Source organism: uncultured Roseovarius sp. (genome assembly GCF_963972555.1).
Lineage (GTDB): Bacteria > Pseudomonadota > Alphaproteobacteria > Rhodobacterales > Rhodobacteraceae > Roseovarius > Roseovarius mucosus.
In genome coordinates this window covers 18,372-35,810 of the sequence record NZ_CAXAUM010000011.1, presented here as the reverse complement: position 1 = coordinate 35,810, position 17,439 = coordinate 18,372, and the positions used below count along the sequence as shown (strand labels likewise).

At 63.5% G+C, this 17,439-nt stretch carries 17 protein-coding genes; 11 read left to right on the top strand and 6 right to left on the bottom strand.

The window, feature by feature from the left end; translation table 11 throughout:
• Positions 1–7 precede the first annotated feature (7 nt).
• Entirely contained in the window at positions 8–388 is a 381-nt protein-coding gene (locus AACZ65_RS11900) for a hypothetical protein (RefSeq protein WP_339671128.1), read from the top strand.
• Between the two features lie 121 nt (positions 389–509).
• On the opposite strand, the gene AACZ65_RS11895 is transcribed toward AACZ65_RS11900, so the two are convergent.
• Both AACZ65_RS11895 and AACZ65_RS11890 read right to left on the bottom strand, forming a co-directional pair.
• On the bottom strand, positions 510–1,217 hold the full coding sequence (locus tag AACZ65_RS11895) for a CDP-alcohol phosphatidyltransferase family protein (protein ID WP_297543264.1): 708 nt from the start codon (positions 1,215–1,217) through the stop codon (positions 510–512).
• Positions 1,218–1,302: 85 nt separating this feature from the next.
• Entirely contained in the window at positions 1,303–1,890 is a 588-nt protein-coding gene (locus AACZ65_RS11890; protein ID WP_339671126.1) for a cytochrome P460 family protein, read from the bottom strand.
• 255 nt (positions 1,891–2,145) lie between these two features.
• Between AACZ65_RS11890 and AACZ65_RS11885 the strand changes: the two genes are divergently transcribed.
• The 3 genes from AACZ65_RS11885 to AACZ65_RS11875 all read left to right on the top strand — a co-directional run bounded on the left by AACZ65_RS11885 (position 2,146) and on the right by AACZ65_RS11875 (position 5,522).
• Positions 2,146–2,373: a DUF1127 domain-containing protein gene (locus AACZ65_RS11885; RefSeq protein WP_339671124.1), complete on the top strand. Its 228-nt coding sequence runs from the start codon at positions 2,146–2,148 to the stop codon at positions 2,371–2,373.
• Between the two features lie 63 nt (positions 2,374–2,436).
• Positions 2,437–3,885: a TrkH family potassium uptake protein gene (locus AACZ65_RS11880; protein WP_339671122.1), complete on the top strand. Its 1,449-nt coding sequence runs from the start codon at positions 2,437–2,439 to the stop codon at positions 3,883–3,885.
• A gap of 26 nt (positions 3,886–3,911) precedes the next feature.
• The gene (locus AACZ65_RS11875; RefSeq protein WP_339671120.1) at positions 3,912–5,522 is read left to right on the top strand and encodes a thiamine pyrophosphate-binding protein; all 1,611 of its coding nucleotides are present in this window, start codon (positions 3,912–3,914) and stop codon (positions 5,520–5,522) included.
• Here the strand turns inward: AACZ65_RS11875 and AACZ65_RS11870 are convergent.
• Positions 5,519–5,803, bottom strand: coding sequence for a hypothetical protein (locus AACZ65_RS11870; RefSeq protein ID WP_339671118.1), 285 nt, complete (start codon positions 5,801–5,803; stop codon positions 5,519–5,521). The two genes, AACZ65_RS11875 and AACZ65_RS11870, sit on opposite strands and share 4 nt — an antisense overlap.
• A gap of 266 nt (positions 5,804–6,069) precedes the next feature.
• On the opposite strand from AACZ65_RS11870, the gene AACZ65_RS11865 reads away from it, so the two are divergent.
• From AACZ65_RS11865 to AACZ65_RS11845, 5 genes are all read left to right on the top strand, one after another.
• Positions 6,070–7,149: a hypothetical protein gene (locus AACZ65_RS11865; protein ID WP_339671116.1), complete on the top strand. Its 1,080-nt coding sequence runs from the start codon at positions 6,070–6,072 to the stop codon at positions 7,147–7,149.
• A 106-nt stretch (positions 7,150–7,255) separates the two neighbouring features.
• A complete protein-coding gene (locus AACZ65_RS11860; protein ID WP_339671114.1) occupies positions 7,256–8,323 on the top strand; it encodes a hypothetical protein in 1,068 nt (355 codons plus the stop codon).
• Between the two features lie 98 nt (positions 8,324–8,421).
• Complete coding sequence (locus AACZ65_RS11855) at positions 8,422–8,745, top strand: 2Fe-2S iron-sulfur cluster-binding protein (RefSeq protein WP_037270528.1); 324 nt, start codon at positions 8,422–8,424, stop codon at positions 8,743–8,745.
• Between the two features lies 1 nt (position 8,746).
• The gene (locus tag AACZ65_RS11850; RefSeq protein ID WP_339671112.1) at positions 8,747–9,493 is read left to right on the top strand and encodes a VCBS repeat-containing protein; all 747 of its coding nucleotides are present in this window, start codon (positions 8,747–8,749) and stop codon (positions 9,491–9,493) included.
• 569 nt (positions 9,494–10,062) lie between these two features.
• Positions 10,063–11,040, top strand: coding sequence for a hypothetical protein (locus AACZ65_RS11845; protein ID WP_339671107.1), 978 nt, complete (start codon positions 10,063–10,065; stop codon positions 11,038–11,040).
• A 59-nt stretch (positions 11,041–11,099) separates the two neighbouring features.
• Here the strand turns inward: AACZ65_RS11845 and AACZ65_RS11840 are convergent, their stop codons facing one another.
• On the bottom strand, positions 11,100–11,576 hold the full coding sequence (locus AACZ65_RS11840) for a GNAT family N-acetyltransferase (protein ID WP_339671105.1): 477 nt from the start codon (positions 11,574–11,576) through the stop codon (positions 11,100–11,102).
• On the bottom strand, positions 11,573–12,838 hold the full coding sequence (gene purD / locus AACZ65_RS11835) for a phosphoribosylamine--glycine ligase (protein ID WP_339671103.1): 1,266 nt from the start codon (positions 12,836–12,838) through the stop codon (positions 11,573–11,575). The genes AACZ65_RS11840 and purD overlap by 4 nt, the downstream gene beginning before the upstream one ends.
• Before the next feature lie 79 nt (positions 12,839–12,917).
• On the opposite strand from purD, the gene xseA reads away from it, so the two are divergent.
• Positions 12,918–14,405, top strand: coding sequence for an exodeoxyribonuclease VII large subunit (xseA, locus tag AACZ65_RS11830; protein ID WP_339671101.1), 1,488 nt, complete (start codon positions 12,918–12,920; stop codon positions 14,403–14,405).
• Between the two features lie 5 nt (positions 14,406–14,410).
• On the opposite strand, the gene AACZ65_RS11825 is transcribed toward xseA, so the two are convergent.
• Positions 14,411–15,190 (bottom strand): IclR family transcriptional regulator, encoded by a 780-nt coding sequence (locus tag AACZ65_RS11825; RefSeq protein ID WP_339671099.1) that lies wholly within the window; start codon positions 15,188–15,190, stop codon positions 14,411–14,413.
• 112 nt (positions 15,191–15,302) lie between these two features.
• Here AACZ65_RS11825 and AACZ65_RS11820 point away from each other — a divergent pair, with 112 nt between their 5' ends.
• Positions 15,303–17,429: a malate synthase G gene (locus AACZ65_RS11820; RefSeq protein ID WP_339671097.1), complete on the top strand. Its 2,127-nt coding sequence runs from the start codon at positions 15,303–15,305 to the stop codon at positions 17,427–17,429.
• Positions 17,430–17,439: the final 10 nt, after the last annotated feature.

Sequence of the window (17,439 nt, the reverse complement as noted above, 5' to 3'; positions counted from 1 at the left end):
TGCGGTGATGAGCGAGTGGACATTGACCAAGACGCGGCTCTTTGAAGGGGTCTGGGAGGGTGTGCTGACACGGGCGGGCGAGGCAGAGGCTGCGCCGCCCGAGATCGAGGTGACGCATCAGCAAGAGCCGGTGGCGGGGGTCGTGGTGACGGCAAAGCCGGAGGAAAACCTCTGGGTGGTGCGGGTGCCGGTGCCCTTGGAAAAGATCGCGGACGGGGTGCAGACCTTTGTGATCCGGGATCGGCGGAGCGGCGAGGTTCTGGACAGTTTCGCGCTCTTGGCGGGGGATGTGCTGAGCTATGACATTCGCGCCGAAATGGCGCTCTTGCGCGAGGAATTGGACCTGCTCAAGCGGGCATTCCGGCGGCATTGTCTGGATACGCTCTAGGGGCGTTGCATCTGATCGGGGTTACGGCGTCCCGGCCCCCGAGCCGGGGTCTCTATGCTGCTTGGGCGTGGTCCCGGGGCAAGCCCGGGACGGGTGTGGTCTCGATGGGGTGCCGCACGTTCTAAAGGCGGTCGAGATCACCCTTGCGCGGGAAAATCTGTTGCACGATCCCTGCGAAGAGCAGGTAGACGCTTGTGACGACCAGCCCCCAATGCGCCCAGCTTTGCGGATCGAAATGGACCCAAGCGGCCCATCCGGCAAAGAACGTCCACGCCAGGGCCATCGGCAGGGTCAGCCAGCGCCAGCGTTCGGTGCGGACGGGATGCACGAATTTGAGCGGCAGGAACATGGCCACCGCGAGCACCACCACCAATCCGAGGATGATCCAGAAATTCGGAGCAAGCGCGAAGAGCACCAGCACCAGCATGTTCCAGCATCCGGGAAAGCCGGAAAAGGAATTGTCCTTGGTTTTCATCCGCGTGTCGGCGAAATACATCGCACTTGCAAAGGTGATCACGATGATGGCGAGCCAGCCTGTCCAGCCCGGCAAGAGATCGGATTTGAACAGCGCAAAGGCCGGGATGAACACATAGGTGAGATAGTCGATGATCAGATCGAGCAGCACGCCGTCAAATTCGGGGGCATATTGCTGCACATCGTATTTGCGCGCGAGCGGCCCGTCGATGCCGTCCACCGCAAAGGCCACCACCAGCCAGAGAAACATCAGTTCCCATTTGTGATCGACCGCTGCAAGCATCGCGAGCATCGCGAAGACGGCGCCGGTGGCAGTAAAGAGGTGAACAAGGAGTGCGCGCATCTGTAAGGTCATTCGGGTTTAATGACCCAGGGAACACGGATTTGCAAACAAAAGCCCGGCCCCTGAGAGGAGCCGGGCGCATTTTCTGGCATGCTGCTCAGTTTGCGAGCCGCACCTCTTCCAGCGGATAGGCCAGCATGTCCTGTGCCTCCCACGCGACGTGGCAGTCATGGCAGAAGCTCTGCTTGAATTTCATCGGCTGGCCGTTGGGCTGAATGCCGCCATAGACCCAATCGGCGGTCTCCGGCGCGCTGCCGGGTTCGCCCTTGGTCATGATAAAGAGCGGGCCGGGCACGGCGGCCTTTTTCTTGGCGCTGATGGTGATGCTTTCCTTGGCCAGCACGGATCCTACGGGCATGTTCACGCCCTCGGTCGCGTATTTCAGGTATTGCTCGGCGGCGATGTCATTGGCGAAGGTGTAAAGCAGGCGGTTGCCATGGGCCCCGGCCACGGCGGGGCGGGTCGAGGACACGGTCCAGTCACGATAGGCGCTGGCGACGGCATCGCCCTCTTTTGCGTAGCCTGCGACCAGCTCGTCCTTGATGCAGGCGTAGATTTCCTCGATCGCGGCGGCCTCGAGCGCGAAGGGGTCATCCACGGCGACGGCACATTCGGCAGCATGTGCGGTTTGCGCAAGGCTGAGGCTGGCCATCAGGGTCGCGGCGGCGAAAAGCTGGCGTTTCATTCTATGTTCACTCCCTTGAAAATCATGAGACACGTTGGTCGTCCACGCGGACATTTGCATGAATCCACTGTAATTGAACTTAACTATTGCGTGAGGCGTTGAAGGGTTCGAACGGCATCCCGGCCTTGGTCCGTGCGATTGCTGCAATGCGGCAACACTCTGTGGCAGCTGTCCGGTGATGGGCGATTTCCGACCGGATTCGCGCTATGATACCTTCAGGGAGGGGACCTGTCCGATCCGGGAAAGGGAACCCAAATGGCCGAGACCGACCTGACGACCCGCTTCATGCCCGCCAATTGGCGGCACGATCTGGATCTTTTCCTGGTGGAACGCGCCGCCGGGATGAACGGCTATCTGCTGGCTCGATCGAGGCTGGCGAGCGTGGCGCATCTTCAGAGTCTGAGCGACTCGGAGTTGGCGGCCATGGGGCTGACGCGCGACGATATTGCCGCTTTTGTGTTCGAGGACATTCTGCCCGGTTGAGGGCACGATACGGGTGTCGATGCAGCTTGACAGTACCGGCGGCAACGGCCAACTCTGCGCCTCATGTTCGATGTGCGACCCGTGGGATATCTCGTTGGCCTGATGGTCATGGCCATGGGCCTGACCATGGCGCTGCCGCTCTTGGTGGATATCGCCGAGGGGCGCGAACATTGGCCTGTTTTTGCCGAAAGCATGATCGTGACCTGCATTGCGGGCGGATTGGTGGCGCTGTCGTGCAAGAATTCGATAGGTCAACCACTGACGATCCAGCAGGCGTTCTTGCTGACCACTCTGGTCTGGGTGGCGCTGCCGCTCTTTGGCGCGCTGCCGTTCATGCTGGGCGAGACCGATCTGGAGTTCATAGACGCCTTTTTCGAGGCGATGTCGGGTGTGACCACCACAGGGGCGACGGTGATTGCCGGGCTGGATACCTTGCCCAAGGGCCTCTTGCTGTGGCGGGGCATTCTGCAATGGTTGGGCGGTCTGGGGATTGTGATCGTGGCGCTGGTGTTCCTGCCCGAGATGCGGGTGGGGGGGATGCAATTCTTTCGCGCCGAGGGGTTCGACACCTTTGGCAAGGCGCTGCCGCGCACCATCGACATCTCGAAGGGTGTGCTCAACGTCTATCTGGGGCTGACCGCGATTTGCACGCTCACCTTTCTTGCCCTTGGCATGGGGGCGTTTGATGCGACGGTGCATGCGCTGACCACGGTCTCGACGGGGGGGTTTTCCAGCATGGACAGTTCCTTTGCGGCCTTTCCTGGCGGGCCGCAATATGCCTGCGTGGTGTTCATGATCCTGGCCAGTCTTCCCTTTGTGCGGATGATGCAGGGGGTGCAGGGCAATATCCTGCCGCTCTATCGCGACACGCAGGTGCGCACCTATCTGCGGTGGATCTTTTATTCCGTCGCCTTGGTGGTGGGTTATGATTTCATAATGAACGGCCAGTTTTCGGAAGAAAGCGTGCGCTTGCGGCTGTTCAACATCGTGTCGATCTTTTCCGGCACCGGATTCGGCGATGGCGATGTGACGGCCTGGGGGACATTTCCCTTTGTCGTGCTGATCGTGGTGGGGGCGATTGGCGGCTGCACCGGCTCGACGGGCTGTTCGATCAAGATTTTCCGTTACCAGCTTATGTTGCGCGCCATGGGGCAGCAGGCGCGGCGCATTTTCAACCCGTCCAGCGTGATGATCCTGCGCCATGAGGGGCGGCGCGTCGAGGATGAGGTGCTGCAATCGGTGATGCTGCTCTTTACCGTCTATATCCTGTCGCTGGGGTTTTTCTCGGTCGCGCTGGAGTTGACCGGGCTCACGCTGATGGAATCGGTGACGGGGGCCTGGACCGCGATTTTCAACGTCGGTCCGGCCTTTGGCCCCAGTGTCGGGCCGACCGGATCGCTGATTGCCTTTCCCGATGCGGCGAAGGCGCTGATGATCCTTGCCATGTTGATGGGGCGGCTGGAAATTCTGGCCGTGATCGTGCTTATCCTGCCGTCGTTCTGGCGCCCCTGACACCCTGACCTGAAAAGGAGCCTGAAATGCCCAAGACATCCGACGAGTTCCGCGCGCAGGCCCCTTTGGGCGCGCAGATCAGCCATATGCTGAAATCGCGCGGGGTCGAGGTGATCTTTGGCATTCCGGGCGTGCATAACCAGGAGATGTATCGCGGCATCGAAGAGGCGGGCATCACCCATGTTCTGGCGCGGCATGAGCAGGGGGCCGGGTTCATGGCCGATGGTTACGCGCGGGCCACGGGCACGCCCGGGGTTGCCTTTGTGATCACCGGGCCGGGGCTGTGCAATATCCTGACGCCGCTGGGGCAGGCGTGGTCGGACAGTGTGCCGGTGCTGGTGCTGTCATCCTGTCTGGATGAGGCAGCGGCGCAGCAGGGGCAGCTGCACCAGATGCGCGACCAGCGGGCGGCGGCGGCATGTGTCACGGAATGGAGCGCCGAGGCGCGCGACGCGGCCAGTGCCTATCGGTTGATCGACCGCGCGCTTGTCGAGTTTGCCACGCGGCGCGGGCGGCCCCGGCATATCCAGGTGCCGATTGCGGCGTTGGAGGGGATGGCCGAGGCGGCGCCTGTGGCGGTGCCTTTGGATCATGCGCCGGCGCTGGCCGCTGAGGTGGCGGCGGAGGTGGCCGAGGCGCTATGTGCGGCGCGCAAGCCGCTGATCATTCTGGGCGGTGGCGCTGTGAAGAGTGCCGCAGACTGGCGCGAGATTGCGACGCGGTTGGAGGCGGCGACCTTTACCACCTATGCCGGGCGCGGGATCATGGGGGCGGCGGCCCCGCTCGATTTCGGGGCCTATCTGGCGCGGCCGGACAGCGCGTCGGTGATCGCCGAGGCCGATCTGGTGTTGGTCGTGGGCAGCGAGTTGTCGCAGAACGATCTGTGGCGGCCCGCCTTGGGGCATCGTGCGCCGCTTATCCGGGTGGACATGGACCCGGATGTTCTGGGTGGTGCCATGGCCGGGGATCGCCGGATCCTGGCGGATGCCAGGGCGCTGGCGCGGGGGATTCTGGCGCAGGATCTTGGCTCTCGGGGCGGCTGGCGACCCGAGGAAATTGCTGCCGCGCGGGCACGTTGGCGGGCCGAGAGCGATGCCGAGCGGCCGGGGATCGCCGGCATTTGCGATGCCCTGCGCGCAGCCTTGCCCGAGGATACGATGATCTATTCGGACATGACGCAATTCGCCTATGTCGCCAAGGAGGTCTGGCCCATGGCGCGGCCCGGTCATTGGCACCATCCCACCGGCTTTGGCACGCTGGGTTATGCGCTGCCCGCGGCGATTGGCGGGGCAATGGCGCGGCGGGGCAAACCCACCATCGCCATCGCGGGCGATTACGGGTTTCAGTATACGGTGCAGGAGATGGGCACGGCAGTCGAGCAGGGTCTGGCCCTGCCGATTCTGGTCTGGGACAATACCAAGCTGAAAGAGATCGAGGATAGCATGGTGCGTGCGCAGATCGCGCCCAATGCGGTCAAGGCGCATAACCCCGATTTCTGCGCGCTGGCGCGGGCCTATGGTGCCCATGCCGAGGCCCCGCAAAGCGTGGCGGCGTTGCAAGAGGCGGTGCAGGCGGCATTGCGGGCGGACCGCCCCACGTTGATCCATATGACGCCGGTTCTGTCGGGGCAGGCCTAGTAGACATCCCCGCGCCCGGTGACGGAAATATAGGCCGGACAACCGGGCCGGGCGGTGTTGATGATGAGATACCAGACGGTTTCGCCGGGCCGTCCGGTGCGCGAATATTCACAGCCCGAGGGATGCGTCCACCATTGGCCCTGATGGCCGGCAGGGGGTGTGACGCTGCTTTTGCCGACCTTGATCTGGCTGGCACGGCCGATTTTCTTGGAGACATCGGCCTGAGCCGCACCGGTGAGGCCAAGGGTGAGCGCGGTGACGAGCGTGAGGATGGGTTTCATGGTCGAGACTCCGGTTCAAATGTTGTGTTCCGGCGGTCATTCCAGCGCCCGGCAGGGGCGCGTTGGCGTCAGGACCATGGCAAAAGCGCGGCTCTCCGTTCGGATTATTCTCGAATTGTACCAAAGCCTTGAGGGGCGTTCCGCTTTGCGTGCCACATTTGGCGCGCGGGCGCGGTCCATAGCGCGGTGTCTGTGCGACACGCGCTTGCTTGCGCTTGGCGGCTGTGGTTGTAGGATTGAGGCGCGATGCAGGATCTGGGGTGCGTATGAAGACGGTTCTGTTTCACGTTGGCATGCCGAAATGCGCCACCACGACGATCCAGGATTTTCTGACAAAGCAGGGGACCTGGCTGGAAGAGCGTGGGTTTTCCTACAAGAAGCACCCGGATGATCCCACCGAGAGGCAGGGAAACGCTGCGCAGTTGGCCGACTATGCGATGACCGGCACCCCTGCACAGCTGCTCGAGCATCTCGATTTTTTCCTGAACTGTGACGGCGATGTCGTTCTGAGCAGTGAAATGCTGTTCGTTCTGGGGCGCGGAAACGGCTTTGAGACGATCCAGCAAGAGGTGCTGCACCGGGGCTTTGATCTGCGGGTGATCGTTTATCTCAAACGCCAGGATTTGTGGATCGAGAGCGATTACAAACAGCATGTAAAGGACGCCAACCTCTGGGACGGGACGTTTGCCGACCTGCTTGCGCTGCGCCGTTCCAAGCATACGCTTGACTATCGTTTCCTCCTGACAAGCTGGGCCAAGCAGGTTGGGCATGCGCGGATGCGCGTGGTGGCTCTGAACCCGTCGCAGGATGAGGATTACGCCATCGACAGTTTTTTGTCGCTGCTTGGTTTGCCCCGTCCAGAGGCGGAGATCGCCGCGCCTCGACAGAATGTCAGCCCGTCGGCAAGTGCAACCGAGGCGGCGCGCCAGATCAAGCTGCAACTGATCGGCGCAGGAATGGCCCCTGATGACATTCGAAATTTGATCCAGCGGTTTCTGGAGTCCGTGCGCGATGTCAGCCTTGATGTGCCCGGCGATGGCTTTCTCAGCCCGGTGGCGCGGCGCGCGCTCTTGTCCGAGTTTGCCGCCTCGAATGCCGAGCTTTCGCGCAGCTTTCTGGGGGGAAAGCCCGCCTTTGACGATCTGCCGCAGGACGATATGGCGGATTGGGTGCCCCCGACAGAGCGGGTGCCCGCTATTCTGGCGGGGGTGATTGCGAAATCGTTGAGGCAAGAGCGCCAAGATGACAGGTCGCCCGTTCAGAGCGATGCCCCGCTGACTGCATCCGGACAGCCTGAGGGGGCTGTGCCGCTGTTGGCGCGGATGAAGAGCCTGCTCCACCGCTGATATGGTCCGCCTCTTGGTGTGGCAGGGTCGCGTATCATGCGCTGTCACTCTATCGCTTTGATCTCGAAATGTTATAGACTCGCGGCCATTGGGGGATGTGGCTGACATGGCGCGTCCCGTTCAGACCACAGGCGCGGTGATGCCCGTAGTAACCTTTCATATCGGCATGCCGAAATGCGCGACCACGACGATCCAGAGTTTTCTGGAGGCGCGGGCCGACTGGCTGGCGGGCCAAGGGCAGATATACGAGCGTCATCCAGAGGACCGCACGCGCAATCAGGGCAATGCGGCGCAGCTGGCCGCCATCTGCATGGCGCAGGATGCCGCGCGGATGGAGGCGCATCTGGGCTATTTCCTGCGCTCGGGGCGCGATGTGGTGTTGAGCAGCGAGGTCCTGTTCGACCTGTGGCGCGACGAGAAGTTCATGCCGTTGCGCGATGCGGTGGAGCGCAGGGGCTATGAGCCACGGGTGGTCGTCTATCTCAAGCGGCAGGATCTGTGGATCGAGAGCGATTTCAAGCAGCATGTGAAGGGCCGCAGCGACTGGGTCGGCAGTTTTGAGGATCTGCTGGAGCGGCGGTGGTCGCGGGGAACGCTGGATTATCACCGGCTCTTGTCGGCATGGGCGGCGCAGGTGGGGCGCGCGGCGATGCGCATTGTGCCGCTCAACCCGTCGCAGCCGCAGGATTTTGCCGTGCGCCGTTTGCTGGACGTGATCGGCGTGGCGCTGCCCGAAGGGCCGCTCGGCATCGCGCAGCAGAATGTCAGCCCGCCCGCGGCGATGATCGAGGCGGCGCGGCACATCAAGGCGGCGCTGATGGCGCAGGGGATGCGGGCACCGGATGTTGCGCCGCTCTTGGCGCGGTTCATGGCGCGGGGGCCAGAGTGGGCGCAAACCCGCGCCGCACAAGAGATCCTGAGCCCCGAGGCGCGGCGCGATTTGCTGGCGCGCTGTGCGGCCTCCAATGCGGCGCTGGCGCGGGATTTTCTTGGGGGGCGGGCACTGTTTGACGCGCCAGAAGACCCGGACGAGGCATGGGTGCCGCTGGCGGAGCGGGCAGAGGCGATCCTGTCGACGCATGTGGCGCAAGAGATGCGGGGCGCCCTGCCCGAGACCAAACCCGATGGCGCGCGGGTCCGGCGCTGGCTGGGCGCGCGTTGGCGCAAGACGTAGGGTAATCTTTTGCCGGGGTGGCGCAAATTGGGCTGGTCTCGGGCCGGTGGCGCGATTAGGTAGATGGGCGATAGCGACGCAACGGAGTGAGCCCAGACATGGCTAAAATCACCTATATCGAGCATAACGGCACCCGGCACGAGGTCGAGGTGGCCAATGGCCTGACCGTGATGGAAGGCGCGCGCGACAACAATATCCCCGGCATCGAGGCCGATTGCGGCGGGGCCTGCGCCTGTTCCACCTGTCACGTCTATGTCGATCCGACCTGGGTGGAGAAACTGCCCGCCAAGGATGACATGGAAGAGGACATGCTTGATTTCGCCTATCAGCCGGACCCGGCGCGCTCGCGCCTGACCTGCCAGCTCAAGGTGACGGATGCGCTGGATGGTCTGGTCGTGCAGATGCCGGAAAAACAGATCTGAGATGCGCGGCGCGGCGGCGGTCATCGGGGCGCTGCTGTTTGCCCGGCCGGTTCTGGCCGAACCTTGGGTTGCGAGCGGCGGTGGCAACATCGCCGCTGCGCGCTTTGAGGCCCCCGATGACAGCTATCCGCACCGGATCATGGGGCAGATCCAAGAGCGTCGTGTCTTGGCGGTGCGCGATGCCTCTGGAGTGGAAATCCGGCACGACCTGCGGCAAGGGCCGGAGCCAAGCCATGTGTTCGAGGATATGGCCCCGCGTCTGGTGGATGCCGATGGCGATGGTCAGACCGATGTTGTGGTGGTGGAATCGAGCCCCACGCAAGGTGCGCAACTCGCGATTTACACTCTGCGGCGCGGGCAGTTGGTGAAATCCGCGGCCACCCCGCAAATCGGCACAAGGTTTCGCTGGCTGGCCCCCGCCGCGATTGCCGATCTGAATGGTGACGGGATCACCGACATTGCCTATGTTGAGACACCGCATCTGGGCAAGACCCTGCGCGTCTGGAGTTGGGCGCCGGGGGGATTGACGCAAATTGCCAGCCTCACGGGTGTCACCAATCACCGGATCGGGGATGAGGTGATCTGGGGCGGGGTGCGCGACTGTGGTCCGGGTCCCGAAATCATCGTCGCGGATGCCGGATTCCGCGAAGTAGTGGCGGTGGCGTTTGACGGCGCTGACCTGACGGCGCGGCCCTTGGGGATCACGGCCAACCCGGAGGGGTTCGCACAGGCGCTGACCTGCGGTTGACAGGGGGCGCACCTGTTGCGCGCTTGCGGCGCACAACCATAATTTGAAAGCCGCAAGTGGAAGCCATTCGATAGGTAGATTGATTACATTTTTGTCCCAACCTACGCTTCGCGCAAGGCAAGGTTTGTGAGGAGCGACGGTATGCTTGGTTTGCTGTTGGCGGCGATGGGCGTTTTGGGGGCATCCCTTGTCTTAAGTGATCAAAATGACGATGATAACGTCTCCAATGATGGGCCGCCCGACGAGGAAGACGTCGGAGAGGTGTAGCCGCCCATAACACTCCCCGAAGAGCCGGTCGTAGATGGCCCGCGCCAATTCGGCACCGTGTCGATTTCACCCGGTCCTGAGGATCAAGTGGCCACGCCTTTTGACGATGTGATCGTGATCGAAAACGAGACTGTCCGAGGTGAAAGTGGGCGTAGCATACCGGTTTCCAATTCTGTGGACGCGGGTGCCGGCAATGACCGCCTTTATATGTCTGGGGGGATTGGGATCGGCGGGGAGGGTAACGATACGATTTCCCTCTTTGTAGGAGGGGTTTTTTCCAGTTCGCAGGCACCCCGCAGGAGGTGCCGGGGGTTGAACCCGTTGCGCTTGAGGGTGCTGGCGATGATGTGATCGAGGTGTTTGTTGGTGGCGTTGGTGTGATCGACGCGGGTGAGGGCAATGACACTGTTGATGTCTATTCATTCAGATTCGAGAACGCTGTTGATGTGACCTTAGGCGATGGCGATGATCTCATCCGGTATTTTTCCAGTAGGAGCCCGAGCGGCGTGATTGCCCAACTGCATGATTTCAATCCGGCCGAAGACAGGATCGAGATCGTTCGGGATATTGCCGAGGGTTCGGTTCTTGGGGAGATGACCGGATTTGAGGTGACAATTACCCCCGGCACCGAGGAAGAGCCATCCGTTCTGGCGGTTACGGTCACTCATGCCGATCCCGCACTCCCTCCTGAGGTTTACCGCTATTTCGCTGACGGGCTGGATGCGACACAGGCGGACGAGATTCGGATCAGCTTTGTCGATGACTTGGAAGAGGAAGATGGGACGCCAATCGAACCTCTGCGCGACGGCAGCGATCTTGTGTTCACCCTTCGGTCCGAGGATTTGGCAACCCTGTCGGCGCAGACGCTTGACGTGTCCCGACAGGACGGAAATTCGCTCGCGGATATTACCCGTGTCGTGCTGAATATTGATGAGACTATAGAGGGCACATTCGAGGTTCACGAGAGCCGTCTCTTTTCACTGACAAGGGGCTTTGGGGACGGGATCACCTCGCACTTCCGGCATGTCGTGTTTAGTCCGGCAGAGCTTGACGGGGCAACGGTGACCGAGGTGGAGCTGGCGAATGCGCCTCTTACGTTTTTGTCGATAGACGGCCCCCCAGAGGATAAGTTGCTCGATCTTCCGCAATTCCTGGCACCAAACGTCGAAGTCGCTCGGATATTCGCAGGGGAAGTTGTTACGGATTTGTTCTATCCCGAGAATGAGCGGAACACGGTCAATGATATAGAGATTGTGATCAATCGTGTGGCGCTTTCTTAGGCTGTGACCTCTGGAAACGTGGGATTTCGTTTCGGGGTGGCGCCCGAGCAAATGCCCGCTTAGATCACCGCGCGCTGCATGGTGATCGAGGTGGGGCGGTCGTATCCGGGATGGGCGGTTTCGCCGGTTTTGACAAAGCCCATCCTGGCAAAGGCCTGGTGGTTTTCCGTCAATTCCACACGAACCTGCAATTCCACCGCGTCGAGGCCACGGGCGCGGGCGCGGTCCATGGCAAGGTCTACCAGCCGCGCGGCCAGCCCTTGCCCACGCCATGCGGCATCGACTGCGAGTTTGCCCAGGTAGAGACATCCGGATTTCGGCGTCAGGAAAACGCAGGCCACGGGCGGCGTGCCGATGGTCCAGACCTCGCCATCGCGGCAGTGCTGGTCGACGGTTTCCACGGTCAGACGGTGCATGGAGGAGGGCGGGTCGATCCGGCCCTCCATCTGCGCAAAGCTGCGGCGGATGAGATCAAGGATCGCGTCGGCCTGCCCGCTGCCGGGTTGCACCCGGACCGGGGCCGTGTCGAGGGTCATTTCAGCGCGCGCCAGCCGATGTCGCGGCGACAAAAGCCCTGGGGCCAGTCGATGCGATCCACCATGGCATAGGCGCGGTCGGCCGCCTCTTGCAGGGTGGTGCCACGGGCTGTGGCGGCCAGAACGCGGCCGCCTGTCGCGGTGATCTGCCCTTGGGCGCGTGTGGTGCCGGCGTGAAAGACCATGTGAAAACTGTCCTCGGGGCAAGTGTCCAGCCCCTTGATGACGCTGCCTTTTTCGTAATCGCCGGGATAGCCCTGTGCGGCCAGAACCACCGTGAGGGCGTGATCCTCGGCCCAGTTGACAGAGAGATCGGCAAGCCGCCCCTCGGCGGTGGCAAGCATCAGGTCGAGCGCCTGCGCGCCGAGGCGCATCATCAGCACCTGACATTCGGGATCGCCAAAGCGGCAGTTGTATTCGACAAGGCGCGGTGCACCGTTCTTGATCATCAGCCCGACAAAGAGCACGCCTTGGTAGGGCGTGCCGCGCCGTGCCATTTCGGCCAAGGTGGGGCGGACGATCTGATCGAGCGCCTGTCGGGTGACGGCATCGGTCATCACGGGGGCGGGGGAATAGGCCCCCATGCCGCCGGTATTGGGGCCGGTGTCGCCTTCGCCCACGCGTTTGTGGTCCTGGGCGGTGCCGATGGGAAGGGCGGTCTCGCCGTCGCAAAGGACGAAAAAGCTGGCCTCTTCGCCGTCCATGAATTCCTCGATCACCACTTCGGCCCCGGCGCTGCCGAATTCGCCGCCGAACATGTCGTCAAGGGCGGCCTGGGCCTCGGGCAGGGTCATGGCGACGATCACGCCCTTGCCTGCGGCCAGACCGTCGGCCTTGACCACGATGGGGGCACCTTGGGTTTCGACATAGCTGCGGGCGGCGGCGAGATCGGTGAAATGGGCGTAGGCGGCGGTGGGGGCGCCTGCGGCGTCGCAGATGGATTTGGTAAAGCTCTTCGAGGCCTCAAGCCGTGCGGCGGCGGCGGAGGGGCCAAAGACCAGCAATCCGGCGTCGCGCAGGCGGTCGGCGACACCGGCGGCCAAGGGCGCCTCGGGGCCGATGATGACGAAATCAATCGCCTCGGCCTCGCAAAAGCCGGCGATGACCCCGCCGTCGAGAATGTCGAGCGCCGCACATTCGGCGATTTCCGCGATGCCCGCATTGCCGGGGGCCACGATCAACCGATCGCATTTGGGGTTTTGCAGCACCGCCCAGGCAAGCGCATGTTCCCGCCCGCCCGATCCAAGGATTAGAATGTTCATGGCGGCAACTCCTGCTTGGCCTCGGTTGGTCCGCGTTCTAAGGTGGCGGGCAGCCAGACACAAGGCAGGAGGCGCGCGCATGTCCGATCTGATCGACGATCCCCAAGAGGGCGGCAATGCCCCGGAATTTTCGGTCTCGGATCTGTCTGGGGTGATCAAGCGGATGATCGAAGGCGAGTTTTCGCATGTGCGGGTGCGCGGCGAATTGGGGCGTATCTCGCGGCCACGGTCGGGGCATATCTATCTGGATCTAAAGGATGATAGTGCCGTGCTGGCGGGAATCATCTGGAAAGGGGTTGCGGCGCGCCTTGCGGTGCAGCCCGAAGAGGGGATGGAGGTGGTCGCCACGGGCCGCCTGACGACATTCCCCGGCCAGTCGCGCTATCAGATCATCATCGAGGATATGAAACCGGCGGGCATGGGCGCGCTGATGGCGATGCTGGAAAAGCGCAAGGCGGCGCTGGCGGCGGAGGGGCTCTTTGCGCCGGAGCGCAAGCAGGCGCTGCCCTATCTGCCCGAGATCATCGGGGTTGTGACCTCGCCCTCGGGTGCGGTGATCCGGGATATTCTGCACCGGCTGCGCGACCGGTTCCCGCGCAAGGTGCTGATCTGGCCTGTCGCCGTGCAGGGGGACAGATGTGCGCCCGAGGTGGCGCGGGCGATCCGGGGGTTCAATGCGATGACGCCCGGTGGCGCGCTGCCGCGCCCCGATCTGATCATCGTGGCGCGCGGGGGCGGGTCGGTCGAGGATCTGTGGGGGTTCAACGAGGAAATCGTGGTGCGTGCGGCGGCGGAGAGTGCGATTCCGCTGATTTCCGCCGTGGGCCATGAGACCGACACGACGCTGATTGATTTCGCCTCGGACAAGCGGGCGCCGACACCGACGGCGGCGGCGGAACTGGCGGTGCCGGTGCGCATGGACCTTTTGGCGTGGGTCGAGGGGCAGGGCGCGCGGCTGAGCCATGCGCTAAGCCAAGGGGTGCGCCTGCGTGGGCAGCGGCTGCGCGATCTGGCGCGGGCCCTGCCACGGGCCGAGGTGTTGCTCGATGGGCCGCGTCAACGGCTGGATGCGCTGGGCGAGCGCCTGCCTGCGGCGCTCATCCGTTCGGTGCAGGTGCGTCGGGTGCATCTGTCGGAAACGGCAGGGGCGCTGCGGCCCGCGCTCTTGCGGCGCGCGGTCGAGGGGGATCGGCGGCGGTTACAGGGGGTGGCGGCGCGGCTTAATGTGCATGCGCTCAACCGCGATATTGCGCAGAAGCGGCGCGAATTGGACCGGCTGTCGATCCGATTTTCGGATGCGGCAGGACGGCAGGTGCAGGGCTGGCAGGATCAGCTGGCGGCGCTGGACCGGCTGCGCGAGACGCTGGGATACAAGGCCACGCTCAAGCGCGGCTACGCTGTGGTGCGCGGCGATGGGGCGGTTGTGACCACGCGGGCGGCGGCCGCGGGGGCCGGAGCACTTGTGATCGAATTTACCGATGGGATGCTCGATCTGTCGGGGGCTGCGACCTCGGCGCCGAAATCCAAGCCCAAGGGACCGCCGGAGGGGCAAGGGACGCTCTTTTGACGGGGTTATTCCGGTTTCTGCCCGCCGATGCGCTGGGTCAGGTCCGCAGCCGCCTCGGCCACTTGCCGTCCGACGGTCTCGAGCCGGGAATCGGGCAGGCGGGCGGCCAGACCCGAGACCGAGATGGCGCAGACCGCCTCGGCCTGCGGCGACCAGACCACGGCAGCAAGGCAGCGCAGGCCGGTCACATGTTCCTCATCATCCAGCGCAAAACCCTGGGCACGGATGCGTTTGACGTCAACCATGGCGGTCGTGAGGCTGCGATGCGAGCGCTTGGTCATCGGGTGAAAGCCGGTGCGCGCCACGAATTCCGCGATATCGGCATCGGGCCAGGTGGCGAGAATCGCCTTGCCCATGCCAGAGCAAAAGGCGGGCACGCGCCCGCCGGGGGGCGATATGGCGCGCATGATCTCGCGGCTTTCGACCTGTGACAGCGTCACAAGCTCGTCCTGATCGAGGATCCCGAGATTGGCGGTTTCGCGCGTGATGTCGCGCAGGTGGCGCAGGAGCGGCAGCGCCGGGGTCACGAAATTATGCCGCCGGGCAAAGGCAGTGCCCACCGAAAACGCGCCGCGCCCCACATGCCAGAGCGCGCGTTCCGAATCGAACTGGGCGAAATGCTGCAATTCCAGCGTGGTCAGCAGCCGGTGGGTGGTCGAGACCGCAAGACCGGCCAGCCGCGCCAGATCCGAGACGCGCGCGCCTTCGTCCTGCTGGCTGAGCAGGTGCAGCAGGCGCAGGGCGCGGGCGACAGACTGGACGCCTTGGGTTTGGGGGTCGGACATGTTCGGTATACCTTTCCATACAATGGAAAACATTTTTCCCGTTCTTACAAGTGCCGCAGCGCTGAAGTAGCTGCAAAACCCGATGATTTCCTGAAATACTGGAGCGATACTCATGACCACCTATGTTGACCGTCACGGCCTGAGCGTGGCCGCACCGCTGGCCCGTCTGATCGAGGATGAGGTGCTGCTTGGGCTGAGCGCCGATCAGTTCTGGTCGGGCTATGCCGCGCTGTTGCGTGATCTGGCCCCCAGGAACGCGGCCCTCTTGGCCAAGCGGCGGGAATTGCAGGTGCAGATCGACGGCTGGCACCGCGCGCGGCGCGGCCAGCAATTCGACGGTGAGGCATATCGCGAGTTTCTGACCGAGATCGGCTATCTGGTGCCGGAACCCGAGGCATTCGAGCTGGGCACGCAGAATGTCGATGCCGAGATTGCACAGGTTGCGGGGCCGCAACTGGTGGTGCCGGTGATGAATGCGCGTTTTGCCCTCAATGCGGCCAATGCGCGCTGGGGCAGTCTCTATGATGCGCTCTATGGCACGGATGCGATTGCAGGGCGTGCAGCGGGGCCGGGCTATGACGCGGCGCGGGGGGCGCAAGTGATTGCATGGGCGCGGGCGCATCTGGACAAGGTGGCGCCTTTGGCGGCTGGGTCCTGGGCGGATGTGGATGCCTTGGAGGTGGATGGCGGGTTGCGTGTCACGGTCGCGGGACAGGTGACGGGGCTGGCCGATTCGGCGCAATTTGCCGGGCATACCGCGGGCGGCAACGTGATGTTGCGGGTCAACGGTCTGATGATCGAGATCGTGATTGACCGTGCCTCGACCATTGGCCGAGAAGATCCCGCAGGTATTGCCGATATTCGGATCGAGAGCGCGCTGACCGCTATACAGGATTGCGAGGATTCGGTCGCGGCGGTGGATGCCGACGACAAATGCGTGGTCTACCGCAACTGGCTGGGTCTGATGCGCGGGGATCTGGAAGAGCGGTTCGAGAAGGGCGGGCGGCTCTTGACCCGGCGGCTCAACCCGGATGTGACCTATCTTGATCCGCAGGGCGCCGAGGTGGTGCATCCCGGTCGCGCGCTGATGCTGGTGCGCAATGTCGGGCTCTTGATGACCACGGATGCGGTGCTGCTCGATGGCAAGGAAACACCCGAGGTGATGCTGGATGCGGCGGTGACCGTGGCGGCGGCGATGCATGACCTGGCGCGCGGGCCTGAGGGCAATTCGCGGGCTGGATCTGTCTATGTGGTGATCCCCAAGCTGCATGGGCCGGAGGAATGTGCCTTTGTCGATACGCTCTATGGGCGGGTCGAGGATATTCTGGGCCTGCCGCGCAACACGGTCAAGCTGGGCGTGATGGACGAAGAGCGGCGGACCTCGGCGAACCTGATGGCCTGTATCCGGGCGGTCAAGGATCGCTGCGTGTTCATCAATACCGGCTTTCTCGATCGGACCGGGGATGAAATTCACACCTCGATGCAGGCGGGGCCGGTCATTCCCAAGGGCGAGATGCAAAAGGCGATCTGGCTCGCGGCCTATGAGGCCGGGAATGTCGATGCGGGCCTTGCGGCGGGCATGACCGGGCGCGGTCAGATCGGCAAGGGCATGTGGGCCAAGCCCGATGCCATGGCCGATATGCTGGAGGTCAAGATCGCGCATCCCAAGGCCGGGGCGAATACCGCATGGGTGCCGTCGCCCACCGCAGCGACGCTGCATGCCACGCATTATCATCAGGTGGATGTGGCCGGGCTGCAAGAGGCGCTGAAAGGGCGGGATCGTGCATCGCGCGCCGATCTCTTGACGCCGCCGCTGATGGTGGGGCGGAACCTATCGGGCGAAGAGGTGCGGCGCGAGCTGGACAATTCCTGTCAGTCGATCCTGGGCTATGTGGTGCGCTGGGTCGATCAGGGCATTGGCTGTTCCAAGGTGCCGGACATCAATGATGTCGCCCTGATGGAGGATCGCGCAACGCTGCGGATTTCGTCGCAATATCTGGCGAATTGGCTTATCCATGGGATCTGTACGGCAGAGGACATCGACGCCTCGTTGCGGCGTATGGCCCCCAAGGTGGATGCGCAGAACGCGCATGACCCGGCCTATCGCCCGATGGCGCCCGATTTCGACGGGGCGGCGTTCAAGGCGGCGCGGGACCTGATTTTCGAGGGGGCCAAGCAGCCCTCGGGCTATACCGAGCCGCTGCTGCATGCGGCGCGGCGTGGGGTCAAGGCGGCATAAGGGGCAGGGC